Here is a 24191-nt window from a genome sequence, read left to right as displayed (position 1 = left end):
CGGCCCGGGGCCGCCCCGCGCCCACCCGTTCCCCGCTCCCCGCCGTCCTCTGCAACGATGGGTACATGCGTGCGCGATACGGAGTACCCCTGACCCTGACCGCAGTGGGCGCGGCCGGCCTGGCCTACGCCGCCGGCTTCGAAGTCCGCTCCTTCCGCCTCCGACGCGTCACGGTGCCCGTACTGCCCCGCGGCATGCGGCCGTTGCGCGTGCTGCAGGTCTCCGACATCCACATGGTCGGCGGGCAGCGCAAGAAACAGCGCTGGCTGCAGTCGCTGGCCGGGCTGCGCCCCGACTTCGTCATCAACACGGGCGACAACCTCTCCGACCCCGAGGGCGTCCCGGAAACGCTGGACGCCCTGGGCCCGCTGATGGAGTTCCCCGGCGCGTACGTCTTCGGCTCGAACGACTACTACGGCCCCAAGCTGCGCAACCCCGCCCGCTACCTGTTCGAGAAGGCCCAGGGCCGGCACGGACTCAACGGCAACGCCCCCGCGGTCGGCGTCGTCCACAACCCGTGGGAAGACCTCCGCGACGCCTTCGACGCGGCGGGCTGGGTCGGCCTGTCCAACTCCCGCGGCCGCCTCAAGCTGGAGGGCTTCGAGGTCGCGCTGACCGGCCTGGACGACCCGCACATCAAGCGCGACCGCTACGCCGAGGTCGCCGGCGGCCCGGAGTCCGGCGCGGACCTCCAGCTCGCCGTCGTCCACGCCCCCTACCTGCGCTCCCTGGACGCCTTCGCCGCCGACGGCTACCCGCTGATCCTGGCCGGCCACACCCACGGCGGCCAGCTGTGCATCCCCTTCTACGGGGCCCTGGTCACCAACTGCGACATCGACACCGACCGCGTCAAGGGCCTCTCGACCCACACCGCCGCCGGCCGCACCTCCTACCTCCACGTGTCCGCGGGCTGTGGCACCAACCGCTACACCCCGGTCCGCTTCGCCTGCCCCCCGGAGGCGACGCTGCTGACGCTGGTGGAGCGGGACCGGTGACGCCGGCGGTGCGGACCGGCCGAGCAGGACGCCGGACGTCGGACGCCTGACGCCGCTGCGGAGGGACGGCACGGCGGCCCGGCCCGTCCCTCCCCCCTACGGGGGGCCGGCCCCCTAACGTGGAGGAATGTCCGACCCCACCCGGACCTCGCAGTCCACGCGCCACGCGGGCGGCCCGGCCGGCGCCGCCGCCCGGACCCCGGCGGCGGCCGTCGCCCCCACCGCCCGCCGCCCGCTCGCGGCCACCGTCCGCGCACTGATCGCGGCAGCCGCCCTGACGGGCCTCACCCTCGCGGCGCTCCGCACCCCCGACCCACCGCGCCTCCTCACCGACTTCGCCGTCCAGACCAACCTCGCCGCGGCCCTCGGCTTCGCCCTCTCCGCCCACCGCGCCTGGACCGGCCGCCGGCCCGTTTCCCCTCGCCTCACCGGCGCGCTCCTCGTCTTCCTCGCGCTCGCCGCTCTCACCTCCCACCTCACCCCACCCACCGGGACCGCCAACCCCTTCCTCACCACGGCCGCCCCCCTCGGCGCCCTCGCCGACTGGCTCCTCCTGACGGCGCCCCGCGCCTTCCGCCTTCCGTACGCCTGGCAGTGGCCGGCCTACCCCCTCCTCCACCTCACCGTCACCACCGCCCTCAACTCCCCGCCGGGCCCCCTTTCCACCACCCTCACCGTCGCCACGGCCGCCTGCCTCCTGCCTCTGCTCACCATCGCGATCGACCAGGTCAGGCCGGTTCCCCCGCTCCGCAGGAACCGGATTTCGCCTACGGGGATCAGTCCGCTAAAGTAGAGCTCGTTGCTTCGGGGTGTAGCGCAGCTTGGCAGCGCGCTTCGTTCGGGACGAAGAGGTCGTGGGTTCAAATCCCGCCACCCCGACTGAAGGAACACAGGTCAGAGGCACCTACTCACGCGAGTAGGTGCCTCTCCTGCGTGATGGGTGACCAACTGCGTGACTATTGCCCCGGATTCACCTTGAGGATGCCGTCCAGGGCGACCACCGCTCCCGTCTGGATCGCGGGGCGGATCCACTTCCGACAGGCCTCCCTCGGCGACCGCAGCGCCGCAGCGCCGCAGCGCCGGACCATGCGCGAGATCGCTTCGCGCGGGACTCCGCCGTCCGGCCGCAGCGAAACGCAGCCGTGACGTAGCTCACATGAAGGCCATTCCGCGGCAGTCACCCGTCGGAACCCTCCGTCTCGACCCCGCACCCGACTTCGTCCGCCCGGCGCATCCAGGTGGACGGGCCCCGGGCGCCCACACGGTCCGACCGCGGTGCCGATGGCGGCGCCGAACAGCACGGCCGCGACATCCTCGGCGCTCGCGCCCTCGCCCCCCGCCACAGCTCCAGCGGGGCTCCCGGGGCGAGTTCGGTGAAGTCGTGGTCCGTAGCGGCCTGGTCGCCGGAGACGGTGTGGGCACTCGCCACGCCATGCGCAGAAGTGGCGGCTACTCATCCCACGGAGCAGCGGAGCAGCGGAGACCGTGTGGCCGCTCGCGTCGAGCCTCCGCTCGATGCCCCGCACCGGACCATGCGACGCGGGTTGAATGGATCCGTCTTGCGTTGCTTTTTGTTTCGCCGGTCGGGCCGTGAGACCTTCGGGGCATGCCGAACCCTGGGAAGTACGCCGAGCTGGCCGAACGGCTCGCTCAGCTCATCGAGAGCGACTACGCGCCCGGCGACCAGTTCCTGACCAACTCGGAGATCGCTCGTCGCTACGGCGTCAGCGCCAACACCGCCAGCCGCTCCGTGCAGGCCCTCAAGGAAGCCGGTCGGCTCTCCGGGAAGGTAGGCGGCAAGACGTGGGTCCGGGTCGTTCCCACCCACCACCAGCGCAGCAACGAGATGTACCACCAGGAGAAGCTGCGCGTTCGCCTACCGGAAGCGGAGCGGCGAACCTGGGGGGTGTCCGAGGACAGCACCCGTACGTCGATCGACCACGTGGGCGAGGACTCGGTGGAATTCGCCGTCATCGCCCCGCCGTCCGACATCGCCGAGCTGATGGGGCTCGCGTCCGGTCAAAAGGTGCTGCGGCGGAGCTACCGACGGCGCAACCGGCCCCACGAGGGCGCCAGCACCTCGGTGTCCTACCTGCCGTACGACCTGGCATCGCGAAACCCTGAGATCCTCGATCCGACCAACGAGCCGTGGCCCGGCGGCACGCAGCATGCGCTCTGCACAGTGGGCATCGAGGTTGATCGCATCGAGGATCGGGTGACTGGCGAGATGCCGACCGACAGGGAAGTCGAGGAACAGGACATCCCGCCCGGGGTGCCGATCCTCCGAGTCCGAAAAATCCTTTACGACACCAGCGATCGGGTGGTCGGGGTGGCCGACATTCCCTTCGCCGCAGACCGCGTTGAACTCCGCTACCTCACACGATTGGAGCGTTGGACGTAATGCCGATCTTCTCTGTCATCACCCCGGTGTTCGACGGCGGCGATGCCTACCTGGCGGAGACGTACGAGTCCGTGGCGTCCCAGCGCCTGCCGAAGGGCTGGTCTCTGCAGTGGCTCGTGCAGGAGGACGGCAGGACCGGTAAGCCGTTCGACCGCCTGCCGGATCGGCCATGGATCTCGAAGGGCGCCGGCCGGGCGGGCGGAGCCGCACGCGCGCGCACCCTCGCCCTGCACCGCGCCGAGGGCCTGCTCACTCGAGCGCTGGACGCTGACGACCTCTTCCCCGACGAAGCCACGCTCGCCCGGGACATCGAGGCTTTGGCCGCCAACCCTGACCTTGCGTGGACCGTGGCCCCCTGCCTCGACCTCTACCCGGACGGCCGTCGTGTCCCCGGCCCGTGCGATCCCGAACCCGGCCGCCTGACGCCCGGTTTCCTGGCCGATGGGCTGCGGCAGGGTGCCATGCCGGTCATGGGCACCACAGCGACGATCTACACGGAACTGATCGAGCTCCACGGCGGCTGGCCGGCGATCCCCGCTTTCGAGGACGGGGGCCCGCTGTTGGCGGCCGAGGCGGTCTCCGAGGGCTGGATGCAGGAGAAGCCGGGCGAGATCTACCGGAAGCACCCTGCTCAGTCGACCGCGGACCCCGAGCACAGCGAAGAGGACGAGCAGGCTGTGCGCATGGCGATCGTCCTTGGTCGTGCCGACGCTCTCCGCAGTCTCGGCTGGAGGTATCAGCCCAAAGTGCCCGCCACTATCTAGCGGCTGTGTGAGCGGAAGAGGCGCACGACGGCGCGCTCGAGGAATCGGCCCAAGCATCCCCAGCTCAGGGCTTCCAGGCGGCCGAGTCAGCCCGACGTCCCACCGCCGAGGCCCTTATCGATGTAGGTGTCGAGCTTGCGCTCGTCCCACCGCGTGGCCAGGGTCTGCCGGAACTTGGCCCGCTCCGCCAGCCCTGTGGCGAAGAACGACGTGACGGCACCCAACAGGACACCGACCAACGTGATGATCTGACTCAGCATGCGGATCAAGCTAGCGATCCACGCACCATTTCTGAACAGCGCACAGGCGGCGTCGTCCCCGGTCGCGGTCTCCCACAACCGTCTCGTCCGCACCGCGCCGGCCTCTCGCCCTCCGCACTCCGCGCCGTTCGGCTCCGGTCCCTCCCCTCGTGGGGACCGGTGCCGAACGGCGCGGGCCGTATCGATCCACGCCCCCCGTACTGGCGTGGATCACGAAAGGCCGAGCCCGTGTCGACGGGAGTGGTCCGGCGGGGACCGGCTCCGCGGATCTCTCGGGCGCATCGGCCGAAGCCGTCACCGCCCGCCCGTGACTCCGGCGGGAGAGGGCTGAGAACATGCCTCAGGACCTGGCTTGTCCGGCCGGCGGGACTGGTGGCCTGTCCGGGCTGTGCCCGGTTGCTGCGCTGCTGCGTGATGATCCTGCCAGCTACGGCTCCCGCCGAGGAGGTTCCGGCATCGAGCCGACGGCTCAACCGCAGGTCAGGCAGTTAAGGTGAGTTTTCCGGTCCGGATGTCCGAGTGCGGGGGAAGTAAGGGGTGGAGACCTTGAGTTCCGACTCAGGGGCACGTACAGCCTTCGCGGAACGACTCGCGCTGCTGTACACGGAGGCCGGCAACCCTCCGCTCAAGAAGGTGGCCGAGGCGGTCGTCCGGCTGCAGCGGGTCGACGAACGAGGACGGCCCGTACGGGTCTCCGTGCAGCGGATCAGCGACTGGCGGCGGGCCAAGAACGTGCCTGCGCAGTTCGCCGCCCTGGCAGCGGTGCTGCAGATCCTGATCCCCCAGGCACGGCGCGCGCGGCCCACCCCGGTCTCCACGGGCCTGTACGACCTGGCCCAGTGGCAGCGACTGTGGGAGCGAGCGGTCGCCGACCCGGTCGGTGACCGCGCATCGGCACCCACGCCGGAGGAGGAACGCCCTCCGGGCGAAGCCGCGACCGTTCCCGGTGTGTGCCCCTACCGGGGGCTGGCGTCGTACCGCCAGCAGGACGCCCAGTGGTTCTTCGGCCGGGAGCGCAGCACGGAGGCCCTCGTCGCTCAGCTCCGCGCGGCGCAGAAGACCGGCGGCCTGGTCATGCTCGTGGGCGCCTCGGGTGCCGGAAAGTCCTCGCTGCTGAACGCCGGTCTGGTGCCCGCCCTGCGGAACGGCGCGCTGGGCGACGGAGGCAGCCGGGAGCGGGAGGACCTGCAGCTCGTGCCGGGCGGCGATCCCCTCGGGGAACTGACCCACCGGATCCCCGAGCTCGCCCCCGTCGTCGCCGACGCGCAGGAGTCGGCGGGGCAGGAGCCCGGTACGCGGCACTTCACGCATGCGGTGCAGGAGGCCGTCACGGCGTGGGCGCAGCGCGCGGCGCCCGGTGCCGCCCGTCCGGTCGTCCTCGTGGACCAGTTCGAGGAGGCGTTCACCCTCGGCTCCGACGAGGCGGCCCGGCGCACGTTCATCCAGCTCCTGCACGCCGCGTGCACCCCCGCCGGTCCGGATGGCCCGGCGCCCGTGCTCGTCATCCTCGGGATACGCGCCGACTTCTACGAGCAGTGCCTCGGGTATCCCGAACTGGCCGACGCGCTGCAGCACCGGCACATGGTGCTCGGGCCGCTGACCACCACGGAGCTGCGGGAAGCGGTGACCGGGCCGGCCAAGGCCGTGGGGCTGGAACTCGAACCGGGGCTCGCGGAACTGATCATCCGGGAAGTGAGTGTCGACGGCCCCGGAGGGACGCACGACGCGGGGGTGCTGCCGCTGCTCTCCCACGCCCTGCTCGCCACCTGGCAGCGGCGGAAGGCGGGCCGGCTGACGCTGGCCGGCTACCGCGCGGCGGGCGGGATCCAGGGGGCGGTCGCGGCGACCGCCGAGCGGGCCTGGGCCGGCCTCGACGCGACAGCCCGCACCGCCGCGCGGCTGCTCCTCCTGCGGCTGGTCCGGCTGGGCGAGGACACCCAGGCCACCCGGAGGCGGGGGACGCGGCGCCAACTGGCGGACGAGTCGACGGATCCGCACAAGACGGAGGAATCGCTCGAAGCGCTGGTGCACGCCCGGTTGGTGACACTCGACGCGGAGGCGGTGGAGATCACCCACGAGGCACTGCTGCACGCCTGGCCGCGCCTGCGCGACTGGATCGACGAGGACAGGCACGGCAATCTGCTGCGCCAGCGGCTGGAGGAGGACGGCAGGGCCTGGGAGGGCTCGGATCGCGACTCGTCGCTGCTCTACCGGGGCTCGCGTCTGGAACAGGCCCGCAACTGGGCGCAGTCCGCAGGTGACACCTATCTGACGCGCAGCGCGGTGGAGTTCCTGGCGGCTTCGGTCCGACTGCGCAAGCGCACGGTCCGGCTCAGCCGTGGCGCGGTGGCGGCGCTGGTCGTCATGGCGATGCTGGCGATCGGTTCGGCGGTGATCGCGTGGCAGCAGCGGGACGACACCGTTTTCGAGCAGGTGCTCGCCGAGGCCGACCGCGCCCAATATGCAGATTCATCCCTTTCGGCCCAACTCGATCTGGTGGCGCACGGCTTGCGGCCCGGCGACGAGGGCACCAACAACCGGTTGATCTCGATCGCCAACGCGCCGCTGGCGACACCGCTGCTGGGCCACACCGGCGCCGTCTACCTCACCTCGTTCAGCCCCGACGGGCGGCTCCTGGCCACCGCCAGCTACGACCGGACCGTCCGACTGTGGGACGTGTCCGACCCGAAGCGTCCCGAGCCCCTGGGCAAGCCGCTCACCGGCCACACGAGCTGGGTGAGCACCGCTGTCTTCAGCCCGGACGGGCGCACCCTCGCCAGCGCCTCGGACGACGGCACGATCCGGCTGTGGGACGTGCGGGATCCCCGCCACCCGCAGCCGCTCGGCCCGCCCCTGGCCGGTCATGACGGCACCGTCTATCTGGTCGCCTTCAGCCCCGACGGGAGGACTCTGGCCGCCGCCGACGAAGATCGCACCGTGCGCCTGTGGGACGTACGCGATCCGCACCGGCCGAAGGGGCGCGGCGCCCTGACCGGCCACACCGCCGCCGTGCGCTCCGTGGCGTTCAGTCCCGACGGGCGGACGCTGGCGGCCGGGGGCGACGACAGCACGATCAGACTGTGGCACGTGGCCGGCCGAGGGCGTCCGACGCCGATCGACAAGGTGCTGAAGGGCCATACCGGCACCGTGCACTCGGTGGCCTTCAGCCCCGACGGCCGCACGCTCGCCAGCGGCGGCGCGGACAACACCGTCCGGCTCTGGAACACGGCCGACCCGCGTCGGGCGGCGCCGCTCGGCACGCCCCTCACCGGCCACACCGGTCCCTTGTGGTCGGTGGCCTTCAGCCCCGACGGCAACATGCTGGCCGCCGGCAGCGCGGACAGCACCGCGAGCCTGTGGAACGTGAGCGATCCGGCGTACCCGTCGCAGGTCGGCGAGCCCATCGCGGGCAGCAGCGGTGAGATGTACACGGTGGGCTTCAGCCCGGACGGGCGGACCCTCGCCACGGGGAGCGGCGACAGCAAGGTGCGGCTGTGGTCGATACCGAGGTCGGACATGATCGGTCGCAGCGGAGTGTTCCGCCCGGACGGGCGGGTGCTCGCCACGACCGCGAGCGACGGAGAGATCCGGCTGTGGAACGTGCAGAACCCCGCCCGACCCACGGTGCTGAACAAACCGTTCAAGCCCGGGAGCGGCGGCGACGATGCGTTGGCGTTCTCCCCCGACGGCCGCACCCTCGCGGTGCTGACGGCGGGCCGGGCGGTGTATCTCTGGAACGTCACCGACCCGGCCAAACCGGTCTCCTACGGCCCGCCCATCCGCCTGCAGACCCGGTTCATGGGGCCGGACGCGCTGGCGTTCAGCCAGGACGGGCGGACGCTGGCGACCGCGTACACCGACCGCGCGCTGCAGCTGTGGAACGTCAGCGACCCGTCCCACGTCGTTCCGTCCGGCGCGCCGCTCACCGGCCACAAGGGCTACATCGACGCCCTCGTCTTCAGCCCGGACGGGCGCACGCTCGCCAGCGGCAGCGCGGACGGCACCATCCGGCTCTGGGACATCACCGACCCACGCCGCACCACTCCGCTCGGCACGCCCCTCAAGGGGCACCTCGGCCCCATCAACGCGCTCGCCTACAGCCCGGACGGCCGTACGTTGGCCAGCGGCGGCGACGACGAGACCGTCAGGCTCTGGAACACTTCCGACCCCCGCAGGGCGAAGGGGCTGGGCTCCCCTCTCGCCGGCCACACCGAAGCCGTCGCGTCGCTGACGTTCAGCGAGAGCGGCCACACCCTGGCGAGTGGCGGCAACGACAACGCGGTCCGGTTCTGGAACGTCAGGTCCCCCTCCAGGGCCGCTCCCATCGGGCGATCGACGAGCCCCAACGCCAAGACCGGCAATTTCTTGTCGTTCAGCCCCACAAGCCATGTGCTCGGAGTGTCAAGTGGCGGCGGCACCGTCCGGCTGTGGGACCTCGACACCGACAACGCAATCCGTCGGATCTGTTCGACCACTCGGGGCGTTCTGACACCGGAGAAATGGCGCGAGTATCTGCCTCACCTCTCGTACGAGCCGCCGTGCGGCACGTAGGGGCGCCACGGCCCGGCCACCGGCACGCACCCGCCGCTCCGCGTGATCCCGATCACAAGTCCTCGTTCTGGCTTGGCAGTTGGCCCCCGCCACACATGTCGCCTTGTTAGTGTTGGCCACAGCCCGATCGCTGGTGCATCCCCCGTCGCCAGCGGTCGGGCGCTGCCATGTCCTGTGCAGCACGGGAACGACGTGGCGAGGAGCGCGGGCGGCGGCTCGCGGAAGCCCCCTCGGCGCACGCCCCCGCCGCGGCGAGTCCCGGCGTCCGGTGGTTCCACTCTGCTGTGCGAGTGGCCCCGGCCAGGGCGCGCGCTCCCCCATCCTCCACACCTGTTGAGGACTCGTAAGCTGGGGCCACCCGGCCGACCCGTCGGCCGGGGCACCGAGCGACGGGGCGGTGAGCACCCATGGCAACGGCGTACGAGTGGATCGCGGACCAGCTCCGGCAGGCCATCCGTGCCGGCCGGCTCAAGCCTGGCGACCGCCTGCCCGCGGAGACGAGGCTCGCCGAGGAGTTCCGGCGGAGCGTGCCGACCGTCCGCGACGCTCTCCGCGTCCTGCGGCACGAGGGGCTCATCGAGAAGCAGCACGGGCGCGGCAACTTCGTCCGGCGCCCGCGCACACGGGCACTGCGCACCAACCTCCGCCACCAGTGGGAGAAGGACCGCGCGCGGCAGCCGCTGGAGCAGCGGGCCCGAACCGGCGCGACCGAGCACGAAACCGGCCTGCAGGCCGACGACCTCGTGTTCGCCGTGACGTACCGCGAGATCCGGGCGAACGAAGGCCTTGCGAAGGCGTTCGACCTCCCGGAAGGCGTCACCCTCCTCGAACGCTCCTACCGAACGCGGTACGCGGCGGAGAGCGCGCCCTTCAGCCTGGTGACCTCGTATCTCGTCCATGACCTGGTGGCGCAGAATCCGGATCTGCTGGACGAGACGAAGGAACCGTGGCCGGGGGGCTCGCAGAGCCAGCTCTCCACCGTGGGAATCGAGCTGGCCCGCATCGAGGAGCGCGTCACCGCGCGCCCGCCGACGCCCGAGGAAGCGGCAGAGCTGGCGCTGCCGCCGGGCACCTCGGTGCTCGTTCTCCGGAAGACCTCGTACGACACCGACGACCGCGCCGTGGACATCTCTGACGTCATCCTGCCCGGCGACCGCACGGAGATGCTGTTCACCACCCCGCTGGAAAGGTGGTGAGTGCCGTGCGCCGGGGCATCTTCATCGGCACTGCCGTGCACGCCCCTTCGGCGCCCACCGAGGGGGGCGCCCATCCGGTCGCCTCTCCGCGGGCCCGGCACGAGCCGTCGCGCTGAGGGCCATGGCACCCCGAGCGCTCCACCGCCGGCTCAGACCGCAGGCGTAGCCACCCGGCCCTTGTCGAACGACAGGTCCAGCATGCGAATGGCGTTCCCCCGCATCAGCTTGTAGATCACCTCGTCGGAGAGGCCGGCGACGTGGTCGGCCGCCACCTGCTTGGTGTGCGGCCAGGTCGAGTCGACGTGGGGGTAGTCGGTCTCGAACGTCGCGTTGTCCACCCCCACGGTCTCGATCGAGGCGACGCCGTGCCTGTCGCGGAAGAAGCAGCAGAAGATCTGCCGGTAGTAGTACGTGGACGGCGGCTCCGGAATGAGGTCCTTGACCCCGCCCCAGGCCCGATGCTCCTCCCACACGTCGTCCGCCCGCTCCAGGGCGTACGGGATCCATCCCATCTGGCCTTCGCTGTAGGCGAGCTTGAGCCTGGGGAACTTCACGAGGACGCCGCTGAACAGGAAGTCCATCATCGAGGCCATCGCGTTGTTGAAGCTCAGGGACGCCTGTACGGCGGGCGGGGCGTCCGGCGACGCCGCCGGCATCTGGGACGACGAGCCGATGTGCATGTTCACGACGGTGCCGGTCTCCTCGCACGCCGCGAAGAACGGATCCCAGTAGCCGGAGTGGATCGACGGCAGGCCCAGGTGCGTGGGGATCTCACTGAAGGTGACGGCCCGCACGCCCCGGGCGGCGTTGCGCCGGACCTCGGCGACCGCCAGGTCGATGTCCCACAGCGGGATGAGGCACAGCGGGATCAGCCGACCGCCGCTGTCCCCGCACCACTCCTCGACCATCCAGTCGTTGTACGCGCGGACGCACGCCAGCCCGACCTCCTTGTCCTCGGCCTCCGCGAAGGTCTGCCCGCAGAAGCGGGGGAACGTCGGGAAGCAGAGGGACGCCTCCACGTGGTTGACGTCCATGTCCTCCAGCCGGGCCTTGGGGTCCCAGCACCCGCGCCGCATCTGTTCCCTCGTGATGCCGTCCAGCGTCATCTCGTCGCGGGAGAAGCCGACGGCCGCGATGATGCGCTTGTACGGGAAGAGCAGGCCCTCGTACTCCCACCAGTCGGTGAGCTGGCCGGCGGGGTCGGTGGTGAACCGGTACTTCCCGCCGACGTACGCCAACTCCCCGATGCCTGCCGTGAAGGGCTTCGGCCCCCGGTCCCGGTACTTCCTGGGAAGCCAGGTCGCGAAGAGGTGCGCGGGCTCGATCACGTGATCGTCCACGCTGATGACCTTGGGGAGGTCCCCCGTGACGCTCTCGTTGCTGACCATGCCGTACCCCCAACTGCCTGCCGGTTCGGACCGCCCAAATCTGACGCCCCATCAGTTTTAGACTATGGGCCAACCCCCGCGACGACAAGGTGAAGTCGAAGACCGCACACCTTGCGGGATCGACCGGCGTCCGCTGAACTGACACCTCGTCAGTTCCGTACAGACCGGTCCGCACAGGCCGGTCCGCACAGGCCGGTCCGTGCAGGCCGGGAGGAGCAGCATGCAAACGATCTGGCTCAGTGGTCCCGAATGTCTCGCCGTCCTCCGTATCGGCCTCGGCCTGTGGTGGCTGGAGAGCTGGCGGCACAAGGACAAGAAGGACTGGTTCGCCGGCGGCGGGATCGCCTGGGCGGCCGGAGTCGCGGCCAAACACCGCTGGCCCGCGGTCCGGAAGGGCTTCGAGGGCCTCGTGCAACCCCACCCCCGGCTCATGGCGTACCTCGTCGCCTACGCGGAGCTGGCTCTCGGCCTGGGCCTGGTCGTCGGATTCCTGACACCCATCGCCCTGGCCTGCGGGTTCGTGCTCAACCTGATCTACCTCGTGCTGATGATCCACGACTGGGGGGAGCAAGGGCAGAACCTGATGATGGCGCTGATATCCGTCACGGGACTGCTCGCCATGAGCTGGCAGAGCTGGTCGGTCGACAGCGCTCTGCATCTCTTCGGGTAGCCGACTTCTCTTCGGCCACCCGACTTCTCTTCGGCTACCCGACTTCTCTTCGGGTCCCGACTTCCCGGGCGGTCAGCGGCCGCTGCCGGGGTGCGGTCCGGTGTTGCCGGACCGCGGCACCGCGGCCGGCTCCCCCCTCCGGACCGCGCCGGGCGCGCGGGCACTCGGCCGCTGCGGATGGCGCTCGGAGGAGCTGAGGTGCCAGGGGACGCTGGTGACCATGACGCCGGGGGCGAAGAGGAGGCGGCTCTTGAGCCAGAGGGCGGTCTGGTTGTGGAGGAGGTTCTCCCACCAGTGGCCGACGACGTACTCGGGGACGAAGACGCTGATCACGTCGCGGGGGCTGGTGCGGCCGATGGACCGTACGTACTCCACGACCGGGCGCGTGATCTCCCGGTAGGGCGAGGCAAGCGTTTTGAGCGGGGTGTCGAAACCCGTGGCGTCCCATTGGGCGGTGAGGGCTTCGGCCTCGTCGCGGTCGACGGCGACGGTCAGCGCCTCCAGGACGTCGGGGCGGGTGGCGCGGGCGTAGGCCAGGGCCCGGAGCGTCGGCTTGTGAATCGTGGAGACCAGGACGACGGCGTGGACGCGGGAGGGCAGGACGGTCTCCGCCCGCGGGTCCACGACGGCCAGCTCGGCCGCGGTGTGGTCGTAGTGACGTCGGATGCCGCGCATCATCACCCACAGGACGACGGCCGCGATCACCGCCAGATAGGCGCCCTGGGTGAACTTCGTGAGCAGGACGATGACCAGCACCAGGCCGGTGACCGCGGCGCCCACGGCATTGATGGCGCGGGCGGTGTGGTGGTGCCGTCGTCGGGCCGCTTGCGGCTCCTCGCGCAGGGCGCGGTTCCAGTGCCGGACCATGCCGGTCTGGGAGAGCGTGAAGGACGTGAAGACGCCCAGGATGTAGAGGTGGATGAGACTGGTCACGGAGGCGTGGAAGGCCCACAGGAGGGCCGCGGCCACGAGCGCCAGCGCCACGATGCCATTGGAGAAGGCGAGTCGGTCACCGCGGGTGTGCAGCTGGCGCGGCAGATATCTGTGCTGGGCCAGGATCGACGCCAGCAGGGGGAAGCCGTTGAAGGCGGTGTTGGCGGCCAGCACCAGGACCAGGGCGGTGGCGGCCTGGATGTAGAAGAAGCCGACACTGTGGACGCCGCCGAAGATCGATGCGGCGAGCTGGGCGATGACGGTGCGCTGCGGCGTGGTCCGGCAGTTGCCGCTGAACCCGGTGAGCCGGCAGGTGTCGTCGGCGATGTGCACGTCCGAGATCAGGGCGAGGGCCGTGATGCCGGAGAACATCACGATCGCGATCAGGCCCATGAGGCCCATCGTGGTGGCCGCGTTCTTCGACTTCGGCTTGCGGAACGCCGGGACGCCGTTGGAGATCGCCTCCACGCCGGTCAGTGCCGTACAGCCGCTGGAGAACGCGCGCAGCCCCAGCATGAGCAGCGCCAGACCGGCCAGGTGGGCGTCCCCCGGGGCCGGTTCGATGCCGTACGCGGCGGATTCGGCGACCGGGGCGTCGCCGATCAGCCACCGGAAGAGCCCGGTGACGCACATGATGAGCACCCCGGCGATGAAGAGGTAGGTGGGGGCGGCGAAGGCACGGCCCGATTCGCGCAGGCCGCGCAGGTTGACCGTCGCGAGCAGGGCGACGAAGACGATCGCCATCCCCGTGCGGTACTCGTTGAGGGAGGGGAGGGCGGAGATGATGTTGTCCACTCCCGAGGCGACCGAGACGGCGACGGTCATGACGTAGTCGACCAGCAGGGACGCGGCCACCACCAGGCTCGCCGACGCTCCCAGGTTGGTGGAGACCACCTCGTAGGAGCCGCCGCCCGACGGGTAGGCGTGGACGACTTGGCGGTAGGACAGCACCACCACCGCCAGCAGGCAGACCACGGCGACCGCCGCCCAGGTGGCGAAGTGCAGATAGGCCAGTCCGCCCAGGGTGAGGACCAGCAGGATCTCCTGGGTGGCGTACGCGACCGACGACAGCGGGTCGGAGGCGAAGATCGGCAGGGCCAGGCGTTTGGGCAGCAACGTCTCGGTCAGACCCTCACTGGGAAGCGCCCGGCCGATCAGCAATCGCTTGAGTGCGTCCACGATTTTCGCCACGCGGGCGAGCGTACGGGCAGGTCAGCGCGGAGCAGGGGTTTGGCGTGACCGCCAGAAGGGCTAGGGCTCTGCTTTCGGCGCCGTCCGGTCGGCGCCGTTTCCTTCGGCACGCCGTTTCCTCCGGCTCGCTGTTTCCTCCGGCACGCTGTTTCCTTCGGCTCGCTGTTCCTTCGGCTCGCTGTTCCTTTCGGCGCCGTTGAGGGCGTGGTGTTCGGGACGCAGTGCTCGGGGCGTGGTGTTCGGGCGGTCACTTCGGGTGTCGGGTGCCCTGCCCGGTATCCCCGTGGCCATGGGAGGGGCGGCCACCGGTACCCGCCATACCCCGGGGAGCGACGGGGAGCCAATCGTGGTGTCATCGAAGGCGGGGGAAGCAATGTTCCGAAGGCGGGAGAAATCATGGCTATGAAGCTGCGAGCCCGAGACATCATGTCCGCCGGAGTGCAGTGCGTCGGCGCGCACCAGTCCCTTATGGACGCGGCGAAAATGATGCGTGACATGAACGTCGGCTGCCTGCCCATATGCGGTGACAACAACAGGGTCATGGGGTTGATCACCGACCGCGACATCGTCATTCAGTGTTGCGCCGAAGGAATCGATCCGGCGACGGTGCAGGCCGGTTCGCTGGACGGGGCGCTGCACTGGATCGATGCCGACGCGGACGCCTCAGAGGTCCTGGAGACCATGGAGACGCACCAGATCAAGCGCCTTCCGGTCATCGACGTCAAGGGCGGCCACCAGCTGGTCGGAATGATCACGGAGGCCAATCTCGCGAAGAACCTCTCCGACGAGCAGATCGCGGAATTCGCGAGCCGGGTGTACGCGGGCGCCGGCTAGAGCGTGAGCGCAGCCGCGGCCGGGGTCCCGGTGGCCCGTCGGAAAGCCGTCACCCGCCTGCCCCGGCCCGGTCCCACCCGCGGACCCCGCTCCGAGGACCTCGCTCTGGGGACCTCGCTCTGGAGACTTCTTGTGTTTCCTTTCGGCCGCCGAGCGTTGAACTGAGCGTTTCGGCCGCACGCATTTCCGTCGTTCGCGATTTCCGTCGTGCGCGATTTCCGCCGCGCACAATTCCCTCCATGCACATTTCCGCCGCGCGCAATTCCCCCGTCGACGGGCCTGGGACGGGCGCTACTCGCCGCCCTTCGGCGCCGCCCGCCAGGTGATGGCGGGGATGTTCTCCAACTTGCCCTGGAAGACGAGGGCAACCGGCGGGTCGCTCTTCGCCATCAGGTGGAGGGAACATTCGGTCACCGTGGCGCCCGGCTTCACCATCTTGTTCGGAACGGCGTCGGGGCACTGGGGGACACCGGGGCCGCCGATGTCGAGCAGGAGCAGCTTCTTCGCCTGCCGGCCACCGGCGCTGCGCAGCGTCACCCCGTCGTTCATGCTCGGCAGCAGGTCGTGCTGGCCGACGTTCCGGTACTCGATCGTCACGTAGTAGGGGATCAGCTTCCTCTCGTCCGCGTCCAGGTCGAACCGGCTCAGGTCGGCGATGGTGCCGGTGCGCACGCCCTTGGGAGTGATGTGCAGGGCGACGGGGCGGTTGCTGCTGTCCCCTGTGACGCCGTCGGCGGGCTTGCCCGCGGGCAACAGCCCGTCGGCACCGCCGGCCTTGGGGCCGTCGACCTGCCACAGCAGCGGGTCGTGCCCGTCGTCCTCGTACGAGACGGTCGCCGGGCGGGTGCCCTTCGGCAGCATGAAGATGTCGCAGTCCGCGGTGGTGTCGCCGGCGCCGAGGGTGCTCGCACCGCTCTCGCGGCACTCGGGCGGCGTGCCCGAACTCGTCGCCAGCGGGTTGCCCTGGAACAGCGAGACCTGCTGGGCCGCCGTGCCGTCCGCCGCGTTGAGGGAGAAGTTCTGCGCCGGGGCAGGACGGTTGACCGTCTCCTTGCCGGTGTTGGTGTAGGAGAAGGTGAAGTAGTAGGGCACCTTCCCCTTGAGGTCGTCGTCCAACTGGACGCGCTCGAAGTCGGCATCCGCACCGCGGGCCAGTCGCGCGGGCGTGATGCGCAGCTTGTGCGCCCGGCCGTCGCTGTCGGTCCAGGTGGCCTGTCGGGTCTCGGTCTTCATCGGCAGTTTCGTGGCCGGGTGAACGGCGTCGGACTCCGCCTTCGCCCCCTTGCCTGTCGTCTGGGCACCGCCACAGCCCACGGCCAGCAGCATGAACACACCAGCGCCCACGGCCCCGGCCATACCTCTGCGCATCCGCACGACAAACCCCCGTTGATCTCAGACCTGCCCCGAGTCGGCACCGCACGGCAGCGGTACGCGAACCCGCCGGGACGCCCTGCCCCGGGCAGACGCCCTACCCCGGGCCGCCGGCCTCCCGGTGGCCGCTCCGGGCCGGCCGACAGGCTATCCGCCCGGTGCAGGGCGGACGGCGGCGGGCCGGGGCGGGGCGGCGGCCCGGGCGCATGAGAGGCCCGTTCACGAGGGGGCGGCGCCGTCCTACACCGGACGCCGGGCCTTCAGCGAGTACATGAGGGGGATCCTCGGGCGGCCGTGGGGAAGCCGGTAGTAGCCGTCGCCGTCGCGGCGCAGGGTGGTGAAGCGCTGGAACATCGTCATGTCGTGTTCGTGCAGGAACTCGATCCGCAGACCGGCGCCGGCCACAGCGGTGACCACGTCGCCCAGCGGGTGCTGCCACTCGACGCTGCGGTTGTGGACCGTCGGTGCGCCGAAGTCCGTGTACGTGCCGGGGGTTTCGTCCACCCACGCGTCGCGGCGGAAGTAGTCATGGGTGAGGCGCGATCCCGTTTCGTCGTCCAGGGAGTCGCACAGCGGATGGAACTCGGCGAGATAGAGAAAGCCGCCGGGAGCGATGAGCGAGGCCACGGTGTCGGCCCATCGGGTCAGGTCCGGGAGCCAGTTCAGGGCACCGATGCCGGTGTAGACGATGTCGTACGACGTGTCGGGGACGGCTTCGGCGGCGTCGTAGACGTCGGCGGTGACGAAGGAGGCGCGATCGGGGCCGTAGCCGAGCTCGGCCGCCAGGTCGCGGGCGGCCTCCATGGCCGGTTCGGAGAAGTCCAGGCCGACGACGCGGGTCGCGCCTCGATGGGCCCAGGACAGGGTGTCCTGGCCGAAGTGGCACTGGAGATGCAGGAGGGTGCGGCCGGTGACGTCCCCGACCTCCGCCGTCTCGAAGTCGCGGATCACGTCCCGGGCACGGCGGAACCCGTCCTGGTCGTAGAAATCGCTTGCGGTGTGGAGGGGTACGCGTTCGTCCCACATCGCGCGGTTGGCGTCGCGCCAGTCGTCGGGGCCGGTACGTAGATGCATGCGCCGAAGTTATCCACAGGCTGACGCCCCCGCCAACGCATTTATGCCGCCGGGCGCAGAATGGGCCCATGACGAACGAGACCACAGGCTCCGCCCAGGCCCCCGACCCGAACCATCCGAACCACCAGACCTCATCGAGCAGCGCCGCCGGCTCCGTGAGCTTTGCCGGCTCCACCGGTTCGGCGGTCTCCGCGGACCTGCCGGACTGGGAGAAGCGGTTCCGGGCGCCGCGGATCGGCCTGCCTGACTGGGCCGAGGACGCCCCGGACCGCTCCCTGTTCGTCTCGAACGCCACCGGCACCTTCGAGCTCTACGCATGGGACCGTGGGACGGGCGCCCAGCGGCAGGCCACGGACCGGCCGAACGGCACCACGGACGGCACACTGTCACCGGACGGCGCGTGGATCTGGTGGTTCTCGGACACCGACGGCGACGAGTTCGGCGTCTGGATGCGCCAGCCCTTCGCGGGAGGCCCGGACGAACCGGCCACACCCGGCCTGGACTCCTCGTATCCCGCGGGCCTGTCCATCGGCCGGGACGGCACGGCGGTCGTCGGCCGCTCCACGGACGACGACGGTTCGACGGTCCATGTCGTTCGTCCCGGAGAGCCGCCGGTGGAGATCTACCGCCACCGCGAGTCGGCGGGCGTCGGTGATCTCTCACACGACGGTGCACTGATCGCGATCGAGCACACCGAGCACGGCGATGCGATGCACTCCGCGATCCGCGTCGTGCGGGCGGACGGCTCGACCGTGGCGGAGCTGGACGACACCAACGGCGGGGCCGAGGAGCTGGGCCTGTCGGTGATGGGCTTCGCGCCGGTGGACGGCGATGCGCGGCTGCTGGTGGGGCACCAGCGGCGGGGGCGCTGGGAGCCGATGATCTGGGACCCGCTGACCGGGGTGGAGACGCCTCTGGACATCGATCTGCCCGGTGATGTGGGTGCGGACTGGTACCCGGACGGATCGGCCCTGCTGGTGGAGCACGAGTACCAGGCGCGAAGCGAGCTGTGGCGCTACGACCTGCGCGCCCCGGGCGGCGGTGCCTCCACGGCCTCCGGGCCCGGACATCCGCTGAGCCGAGTCGACACCCCGGCGGGCACGGTCTCGGGCGCGACGGCCCGGCCGGACGGGACGGTGGAGTTCCTGTGGTCCTCGGCGGCGCAGCCGCCGGAGGTGCGGTCGACGAGCGGCAAGGTCGTCCTGGACCCGCCCGGGTTCAAGGCGCCCGGGTCGGTGCCGGTGACCGACACCTGGGTGGAGGGGCCCGGCGGCCGCATCCACGCGCTGGTGCAGCGGCCCGCGGGCGAAGGCCCGTTCCCCACGATCTTCGACATCCACGGCGGCCCGACCTGGCACGACAGCGACTCGTTCGCTTCGTCCCCGGCGGCCTGGGTGGACCACGGCTTCGCGGTGGTCCGCGTCAACTACCGCGGGTCGACCGGCTACGGCCGCGCCTGGACGGATGCACTCAAGCACCGCGTCGGGCTGATCGAGCTGGAGGACATCGACGCGGTCCGCGAGTGGGCGGTCTCGTCCGGGCTCGCGGACCCCAAGCGGCTGGTGCTGGCCGGCGGTTCGTGGGGCGGCTATCTGACGCTGCTCGGGCTCGGCACCCAGCCGGAGGTCTGGGCGGTGGGCCTGGCCGCGGTCCCGGTCGCCGACTACGTCACGGCGTACAACGACGAGATGGAAGCCCTCAAGGCGATGGACCGGACCCTCTTGGGCGGCACCCCGGAGGAAGTCCCGGACCGCTTCGAGGCCTCGTCACCGCTGACGTATGTGGACAAGGTACGGGCGCCGGTCTACATCTCCGCGGGCGTGAACGACCCACGCTGCCCCATCCGGCAGGTGGAGAACTACGTCGAGCGCCTGGAGCAGCGTGACCACCCGCACGAGGTGTACCGCTACGACGCAGGGCACGGCTCCCTCGTCGTGGAGGAGCGCATCAAGCAGGTCCGCCTGGAGCTCGAGTTCGCGCAGCGGCATGTGTCCGTGACCGAGGGGGGTGGCCACGGAACGGCTTGAGGCCGGGCCACAGGGCGGCATGGGCCGCGCGCGGTGCGCGGCCTGTGCCTGCCGGGCGGCTCATGGGGCGCGGCCGGGCTGGGGCTTGGCCAGGCGAAGGGCTTGCGGGGGTGAGAGCCTAGCCATTCCAGGGGGCGGACGCTGGTCGTCATCGCTGAGCGTGATGAGGCCGCGGGGTGGTACGGGGGTACGGGCACCTGCCGTGGGTGAGCGCCGAGCGGTGGGACCCGGCCGGTGACGGTGACCGTCGGGCTGGGCGGATGCCGCGAGGTCGATGCCATCGAGCTGGATGGGTCTCACCAGAGGCGGTTGGCGGTCGGCGGTCGGCGGTTGGCGCTTGGCGGTCGGCGGTTGGCGATCCGCGGTCCGAGGTCGGCGGTTGGCGATCCGCCGTCCGAGGTCGGCGGTTGGCGGTCCGCGGTTGGCGGTCCGCGGTTGGCGGTTGCCGGTTGCCGGTTGCCGGTTGCCGGTTGCCGGTTGCCGGTTGCCGGTTGCCGGTCCACGGTTGGCGATCCGCGCTTGCTGGTTGGCGGTCGACGGGCCGCAGTTGGCGACGGAGGGCCGACCGAGCGGGGTGAGCCGAACGCGGTAGGAGCGTGCCCGGGCGGCGGGAGCCCGCCAAACCGGCGGAAGCTCGCCACGTATGCGGGCGACCTGCCCGGGCACGGGTGGAACCTCCATGGATCCCCCACCGGGAATGCCCCGTGGCGGGCGGGCGGAGCGGGAGGGGTGGGGGCGGGGCGGGGGCGGGGGAGGGGCGGGGCCCCAGGAAGCGCAGACCCCAGGCTCAAGCGTGAGCCGCCGGCCTCGCTCCACCTCCGGCCGAACCCGTATCACCGGCGCCCCCGGCCGAATCCGCACCGCCGACATCACCCGCATCGCCTGAACCGCCTGAACCGCCTGAACCACCGGCATCGCCCGCACCACCGGCATCGCTGTCATTGCCCGCATCGCTGTCATCGCCCACACCGCCGTCGCCGTCCGGGACGATGCCCAGGGCCAGATCCTTGGCGGCTTCGGCCTCGCGGCGGAAGAGGCGGAACCACATGAAGACGACGAAGCCGGCGAAGACGAACCACTCACCGGTGTAGCCGAGGTTCTGGAAGGCCTTCAGGTCCAGGCCGCTGCCCTCGACGGCGGCCGGCGGGACCGCTCGCAGCGGGGCCGGGGCGTCATTGAGGGTGATCCAGGCGTCGTAGACCTTGTACGACACGATGTTCACCAGCGACGCCGCACTGATCATGCCGAGCTGCCCGTGCGGAAGGCCGCCGCCGGACTGCACCCCGTCGGTGCCCTCGTTCTCGGACGCCTGGAGCGCCCCCGTGACCGTCACCTCGCCCTTCGGCGGGGCAGGTACCTTCGCCCGGTCGGACGCCGAGTTCGCGTCGCCGGGCAGCCAGCCCCGGACGACCGGGAGGGCCTTGCCGCCGTCCGTACGCAGCAGGGTCAGGACATAGAAGCCCTGCCGCCCGTCCTCGGCGCTCAAGGTGCGGTCCGGTACGAGCAGTTGGTGGGTGGCGTCGTAGTGCCCGCGGGCGCCGGCCTGCCGGCCGGAAGTGATCTGGTCGACCGGCAGCAGGCGCTCCAGCGGAAGGGCGGCCGCGGCCTTGGCCCGGGCGGAGCGGTCTTCCTGCTGGTGGTGTGTATCGACGCGGTCCTCGAAGCGGCTCAGCTGCCAGCTGCCCATGAAGATGCAGAAGGGGATCGCCAGTACGGCGAAGACGTTGATCCCCCACCACCGCGGGGTCAGCAGGAACCGATACACCCCACCAACGGTACGGGGCTCGTACGCCGAGGCCGCACCGCCCCCTCCACCGGCCCCTCCACTGCCTCCTCCACCGCCCGGTTCCGGCAGCGCGGAGCTGGGCCGTACGTCTCCGGCCGGCCTCGGCTCCCGGGCCCGGCCCGCCACCAAGACGGGCGGGCACGGGCGCACGGCACGCTACGGAACAGGAGCACCGCGGAACAGGAGCACCCGGCGCGGGGACGCAAGGACGCGGGGACGGGGACGCGGGGACGCAAGGACGCGGGCGCGCCGTGCCTCCTTACTGCGGGGCGGCTACTGGGGGGCGGCCAGCGCCTCGGTCCGGTACACCGTGCCAGCGCATGCGTCCGCGATCTTGGCGTCGGCGGCGGCGGGCTCGCCCGCCTCCGGCGTGTGGTTGAGGACCACCGCGTCCGGCCCCGCCCCGCCATCGGCGCCCCCCGCACTGTCGCCGCCGCCCGCCTGTCCACCGCCGCCGTCGGCCGCCGCCCCGGAGTCCGGGGAGTCTCCAGGTGCGTTCGAGGGGGCGGGCGTCGGCGAGGGACCCGGGGTGAGGCAGCCGCTCGCGCCGCCACCGGCGTCCGGGATCCACGCGAACTTGACCTCGTACGCCTCCCCGGGCTTGAGAACAAGCTGGTCGGGCGTGGTGGCCGGGTCGGGCAACCCGGTGGCTTCGTCTCCCGAGGTGTGGTCGACGACATGGATACGGTCGGCGTTCGTCTTGCCCTGCGCGACCACGCCTACGCTGCCGCCGCCGTCGATCGAGCAGGCCGTGGCGGACGTGTTGACCACCCGGAACGCGCCGTAGACACGACCGGCCGAGTCCGCCTGGCCGACGGAGCCGGTGCCCTGCCCGAGCTGATCGCGACTGCAGGCCGGCGAGGTGACGTCCATCGTCTCGTCCGGGGCGGGTGTGCCGGCGCCCGCGCCATGGCCCGCGCCGTCCTTCTCCGTCGGCCGGCCGTCCTTGCCCTGGTGCTCGTCGGCTCCCGGCCCACGGCCGTCCTTGCCGCTCGGCTGGGGGAAGGCGTGCTCGGTGCCCTCGCCGTGCGATCCCTCGGTGCTGCCCGGGGCGCGCTGACTGCTGGCGGCGTTGGCGGACCGGTCCTCGGCTGAGTCGTGGAGATTGGCGACGTGCATCATGGCGGGGATCGCCGTGCCGCCGAGCAGCAGCGCGGCGGCCGCTCCGACGACGGCGTGCCTGCGACGCCGACGGCGGGCGGGCACCGCACGGCGCAGCTGTTCCAATGCGTCCGACGCGGGTTCCAGGTCGCCGACCCGGGTCTGCAGCAGCCGCCGAAGTTCGTCCTCGCCGCCGAGGCCGCCACCGAATCCGCCGCCGGTGCCGGGCCCGCGCTCGCCGCCCCCACCGCTACCACCGTGGGCTCCCCCGCTCGCGTGGGCGCCCACGACCCTCCCCGCACCAGCACCTGACTCGGCGCGGTCACCGAACTCGGCATCGTCACCGGAACCGGGACCACCACAGAGCCCGGCGCTCGCGCCGACCCCGGACCCCTCACCGATCCCGGACCGCTCACCGGCCCCGGGCCCAGCCCCGGGCCCCACAACCATCCCGGAGTCAGAAGCAGCCCCGGCCCCAGTCCCAGGACCGTCGGCGTTCCCAGGACCGTCGGCGTTCCCACGGCCTTCGGCGTTCCCACGACCATCGACGCTCCCAGGACCGTCGACATTCCCAGCGCGGCCCGAGCCGCACGTTCCGGTGCCGCCGACCCCGCCGACCCCTCCGGCTCCGCCGGCCCCTCCGGCGGCTCCTGGCCCCTGACCCTCACGCACCACGTACAACCCACGCACCACATCACTCGGTGCCCGGCGCACGCCACCTGCGCCGCCGGCCGCCCCGTACGAACCGGTCGCCGCCCGCGACCGCGGGGCCGCCCCGGCCGGACCGCGCCGCACGCCCCTCCGATCGAACCGATCGAACCGATCGACCGGCCCGTACGGCCCGAACGTCTTCCCACTCATGCCGGAGCCTCCATCGCGACGCGCAGCGCCGCGATTCCCCGAGACCCGTATGCCTTGACGGAGCCGAGCGATATGCCCAACGTCTCGGCGACCTGCGCCTCGGTCATATCGGCGAAGTAGCGCAGCACCAGCACCTCGCGCTGACGGCGCTGCAGGCCGCGCATCGCCTGGATCAGCTGATCCCGCTCCAGCAGGTCGTACGCGCCTTCCTCGGCGCTCGCCATGTCGGGCATCGGCTTGGACAGCAGCTTCAGCCCGAGGATGCGGCGGCGCAGCGCGGAGCGCGAGAGGTTGACGACGGTCTGGCGCAGATAGGCCAGGGTCTTCTCGGGTTCCCGCACCCGTCCGCGCGCGGAGTGCACGCGGATGAAGGCCTCTTGGACGACGTCCTCACAGGAGGCGGTGTCGTCGAGCAGGAGCGCGGCGAGGCCCAGCAGTGAGCGGTAGTGCGCGCGGTAGGTCTCGGTGAGGTGGTCGACTGTTGTGCCCGCTGCCATCGCGTCGTCAGTGTCCCCACGCTGAGCGGAAACCTGCGCGGGCCCCGCGGTGGGCCAGGGCGCGATCACCGGCATGCCCCCGGGAACACGGGAGCGCGGCGGGCGTACCGCCGCTCCGGCGGCGCCCCCTGGGGCGATGGTGAATCCGAGTACCTCTGCCACGCCTGTTGGACACGCTTCCCCCCACAAGGGTTGTACGCGCAAGGCACCGCTTTTGACGATGCATCGAATGCCCTCATGCGTACCAGCTCTTCCCCAATGCCCCATATTTCCGACGCATTTGCCCCGATA

The 24191-nt window shown here is 71.3% G+C and carries 17 protein-coding genes and 1 tRNA gene; 10 read left to right on the top strand and 8 right to left on the bottom strand.

Features of this window, described 5'->3' with window-relative positions:
• Positions 1–65: 65 nt before the first annotated feature.
• The 5 genes from ACGFML_RS19530 (at position 66) to ACGFML_RS19510 (ending at position 4160) form a co-directional block, all read left to right on the top strand.
• On the top strand, positions 66–995 hold the full coding sequence (locus ACGFML_RS19530) for a metallophosphoesterase (protein WP_393545248.1): 930 nt from the start codon (positions 66–68) through the stop codon (positions 993–995).
• A 127-nt stretch (positions 996–1122) separates the two neighbouring features.
• A complete protein-coding gene (locus ACGFML_RS19525) occupies positions 1123–1788 on the top strand; it encodes an integral membrane regulator (RefSeq protein ID WP_393545246.1) in 666 nt (221 codons plus the stop codon).
• Between the two features lie 12 nt (positions 1789–1800).
• Positions 1801–1874, top strand: a tRNA-Pro gene (locus ACGFML_RS19520).
• Between the two features lie 727 nt (positions 1875–2601).
• Positions 2602–3396, top strand: coding sequence for a UTRA domain-containing protein (locus ACGFML_RS19515; protein ID WP_393545244.1), 795 nt, complete (start codon positions 2602–2604; stop codon positions 3394–3396).
• The gene (locus tag ACGFML_RS19510) at positions 3396–4160 is read left to right on the top strand and encodes a GltA (RefSeq protein ID WP_393545242.1); all 765 of its coding nucleotides are present in this window, start codon (positions 3396–3398) and stop codon (positions 4158–4160) included. The genes ACGFML_RS19515 and ACGFML_RS19510 overlap by 1 nt, the downstream gene beginning before the upstream one ends.
• An 86-nt stretch (positions 4161–4246) precedes the next feature.
• Here the strand turns inward: ACGFML_RS19510 and ACGFML_RS19505 are convergent, their stop codons facing one another.
• Complete coding sequence (locus ACGFML_RS19505; RefSeq protein WP_393545240.1) at positions 4247–4420, bottom strand: hypothetical protein; 174 nt, start codon at positions 4418–4420, stop codon at positions 4247–4249.
• A 537-nt stretch (positions 4421–4957) separates the two neighbouring features.
• On the opposite strand from ACGFML_RS19505, the gene ACGFML_RS19500 reads away from it, so the two are divergent.
• Complete coding sequence (locus tag ACGFML_RS19500; RefSeq protein WP_393545238.1) at positions 4958–8971, top strand: AAA family ATPase; 4014 nt, start codon at positions 4958–4960, stop codon at positions 8969–8971.
• 407 nt (positions 8972–9378) lie between these two features.
• Positions 9379–10167, top strand: a complete 789-nt coding sequence (locus tag ACGFML_RS19495) for a GntR family transcriptional regulator (protein WP_393545236.1) — start codon at positions 9379–9381, stop codon at positions 10165–10167.
• 149 nt (positions 10168–10316) lie between these two features.
• Here ACGFML_RS19495 and ACGFML_RS19490 read toward each other — a convergent pair whose 3' ends face one another.
• Positions 10317–11555: an amidohydrolase family protein gene (locus ACGFML_RS19490; protein ID WP_393545234.1), complete on the bottom strand. Its 1239-nt coding sequence runs from the start codon at positions 11553–11555 to the stop codon at positions 10317–10319.
• 220 nt (positions 11556–11775) lie between these two features.
• Here ACGFML_RS19490 and ACGFML_RS19485 point away from each other — a divergent pair, with 220 nt between their 5' ends.
• Entirely contained in the window at positions 11776–12225 is a 450-nt protein-coding gene (locus ACGFML_RS19485; protein WP_393545232.1) for a DoxX family protein, read from the top strand.
• Positions 12226–12297: 72 nt separating this feature from the next.
• Here ACGFML_RS19485 and ACGFML_RS19480 read toward each other — a convergent pair whose 3' ends face one another.
• Complete coding sequence (locus ACGFML_RS19480) at positions 12298–14349, bottom strand: APC family permease (RefSeq protein ID WP_393545231.1); 2052 nt, start codon at positions 14347–14349, stop codon at positions 12298–12300.
• Positions 14350–14745: 396 nt separating this feature from the next.
• Here ACGFML_RS19480 and ACGFML_RS19475 point away from each other — a divergent pair, with 396 nt between their 5' ends.
• Complete coding sequence (locus tag ACGFML_RS19475) at positions 14746–15183, top strand: CBS domain-containing protein (RefSeq protein WP_393545229.1); 438 nt, start codon at positions 14746–14748, stop codon at positions 15181–15183.
• 291 nt (positions 15184–15474) lie between these two features.
• On the opposite strand, the gene ACGFML_RS19470 is transcribed toward ACGFML_RS19475, so the two are convergent.
• Together ACGFML_RS19470 and ACGFML_RS19465 are read right to left on the bottom strand one after the other, a co-directional pair.
• Positions 15475–16527 carry a hypothetical protein gene (locus tag ACGFML_RS19470; protein WP_393545227.1) on the bottom strand — a complete coding sequence of 351 codons (1053 nt, stop codon included), beginning with the start codon at positions 16525–16527 and terminating at the stop codon, positions 15475–15477.
• A 267-nt stretch (positions 16528–16794) separates the two neighbouring features.
• Positions 16795–17628, bottom strand: a complete 834-nt coding sequence (locus ACGFML_RS19465) for a class I SAM-dependent methyltransferase (protein ID WP_393545225.1) — start codon at positions 17626–17628, stop codon at positions 16795–16797.
• A 68-nt stretch (positions 17629–17696) separates the two neighbouring features.
• Between ACGFML_RS19465 and ACGFML_RS19460 the strand changes: the two genes are divergently transcribed.
• Complete coding sequence (locus ACGFML_RS19460; protein ID WP_393545223.1) at positions 17697–19655, top strand: S9 family peptidase; 1959 nt, start codon at positions 17697–17699, stop codon at positions 19653–19655.
• A gap of 787 nt (positions 19656–20442) precedes the next feature.
• Here the strand turns inward: ACGFML_RS19460 and ACGFML_RS19455 are convergent.
• From ACGFML_RS19455 to ACGFML_RS19445, 3 genes are all read right to left on the bottom strand, one after another.
• Positions 20443–21420 carry an SURF1 family protein gene (locus ACGFML_RS19455; protein WP_393545221.1) on the bottom strand — a complete coding sequence of 326 codons (978 nt, stop codon included), beginning with the start codon at positions 21418–21420 and terminating at the stop codon, positions 20443–20445.
• A gap of 294 nt (positions 21421–21714) precedes the next feature.
• A complete protein-coding gene (locus tag ACGFML_RS19450) occupies positions 21715–22830 on the bottom strand; it encodes a hypothetical protein (RefSeq protein ID WP_393545219.1) in 1116 nt (371 codons plus the stop codon).
• Positions 22831–23399: 569 nt separating this feature from the next.
• On the bottom strand, positions 23400–23975 hold the full coding sequence (locus tag ACGFML_RS19445; protein ID WP_393545597.1) for a SigE family RNA polymerase sigma factor: 576 nt from the start codon (positions 23973–23975) through the stop codon (positions 23400–23402).
• Positions 23976–24191: the final 216 nt, after the last annotated feature.

The sequence above is a fragment of the Streptomyces sp. NPDC048650 genome (genome assembly GCF_043199095.1).
Taxonomy (GTDB): Bacteria; Actinomycetota; Actinomycetes; order Streptomycetales; family Streptomycetaceae; genus Streptomyces.
This window is presented reverse-complemented; position numbering and strand designations above follow the sequence as displayed.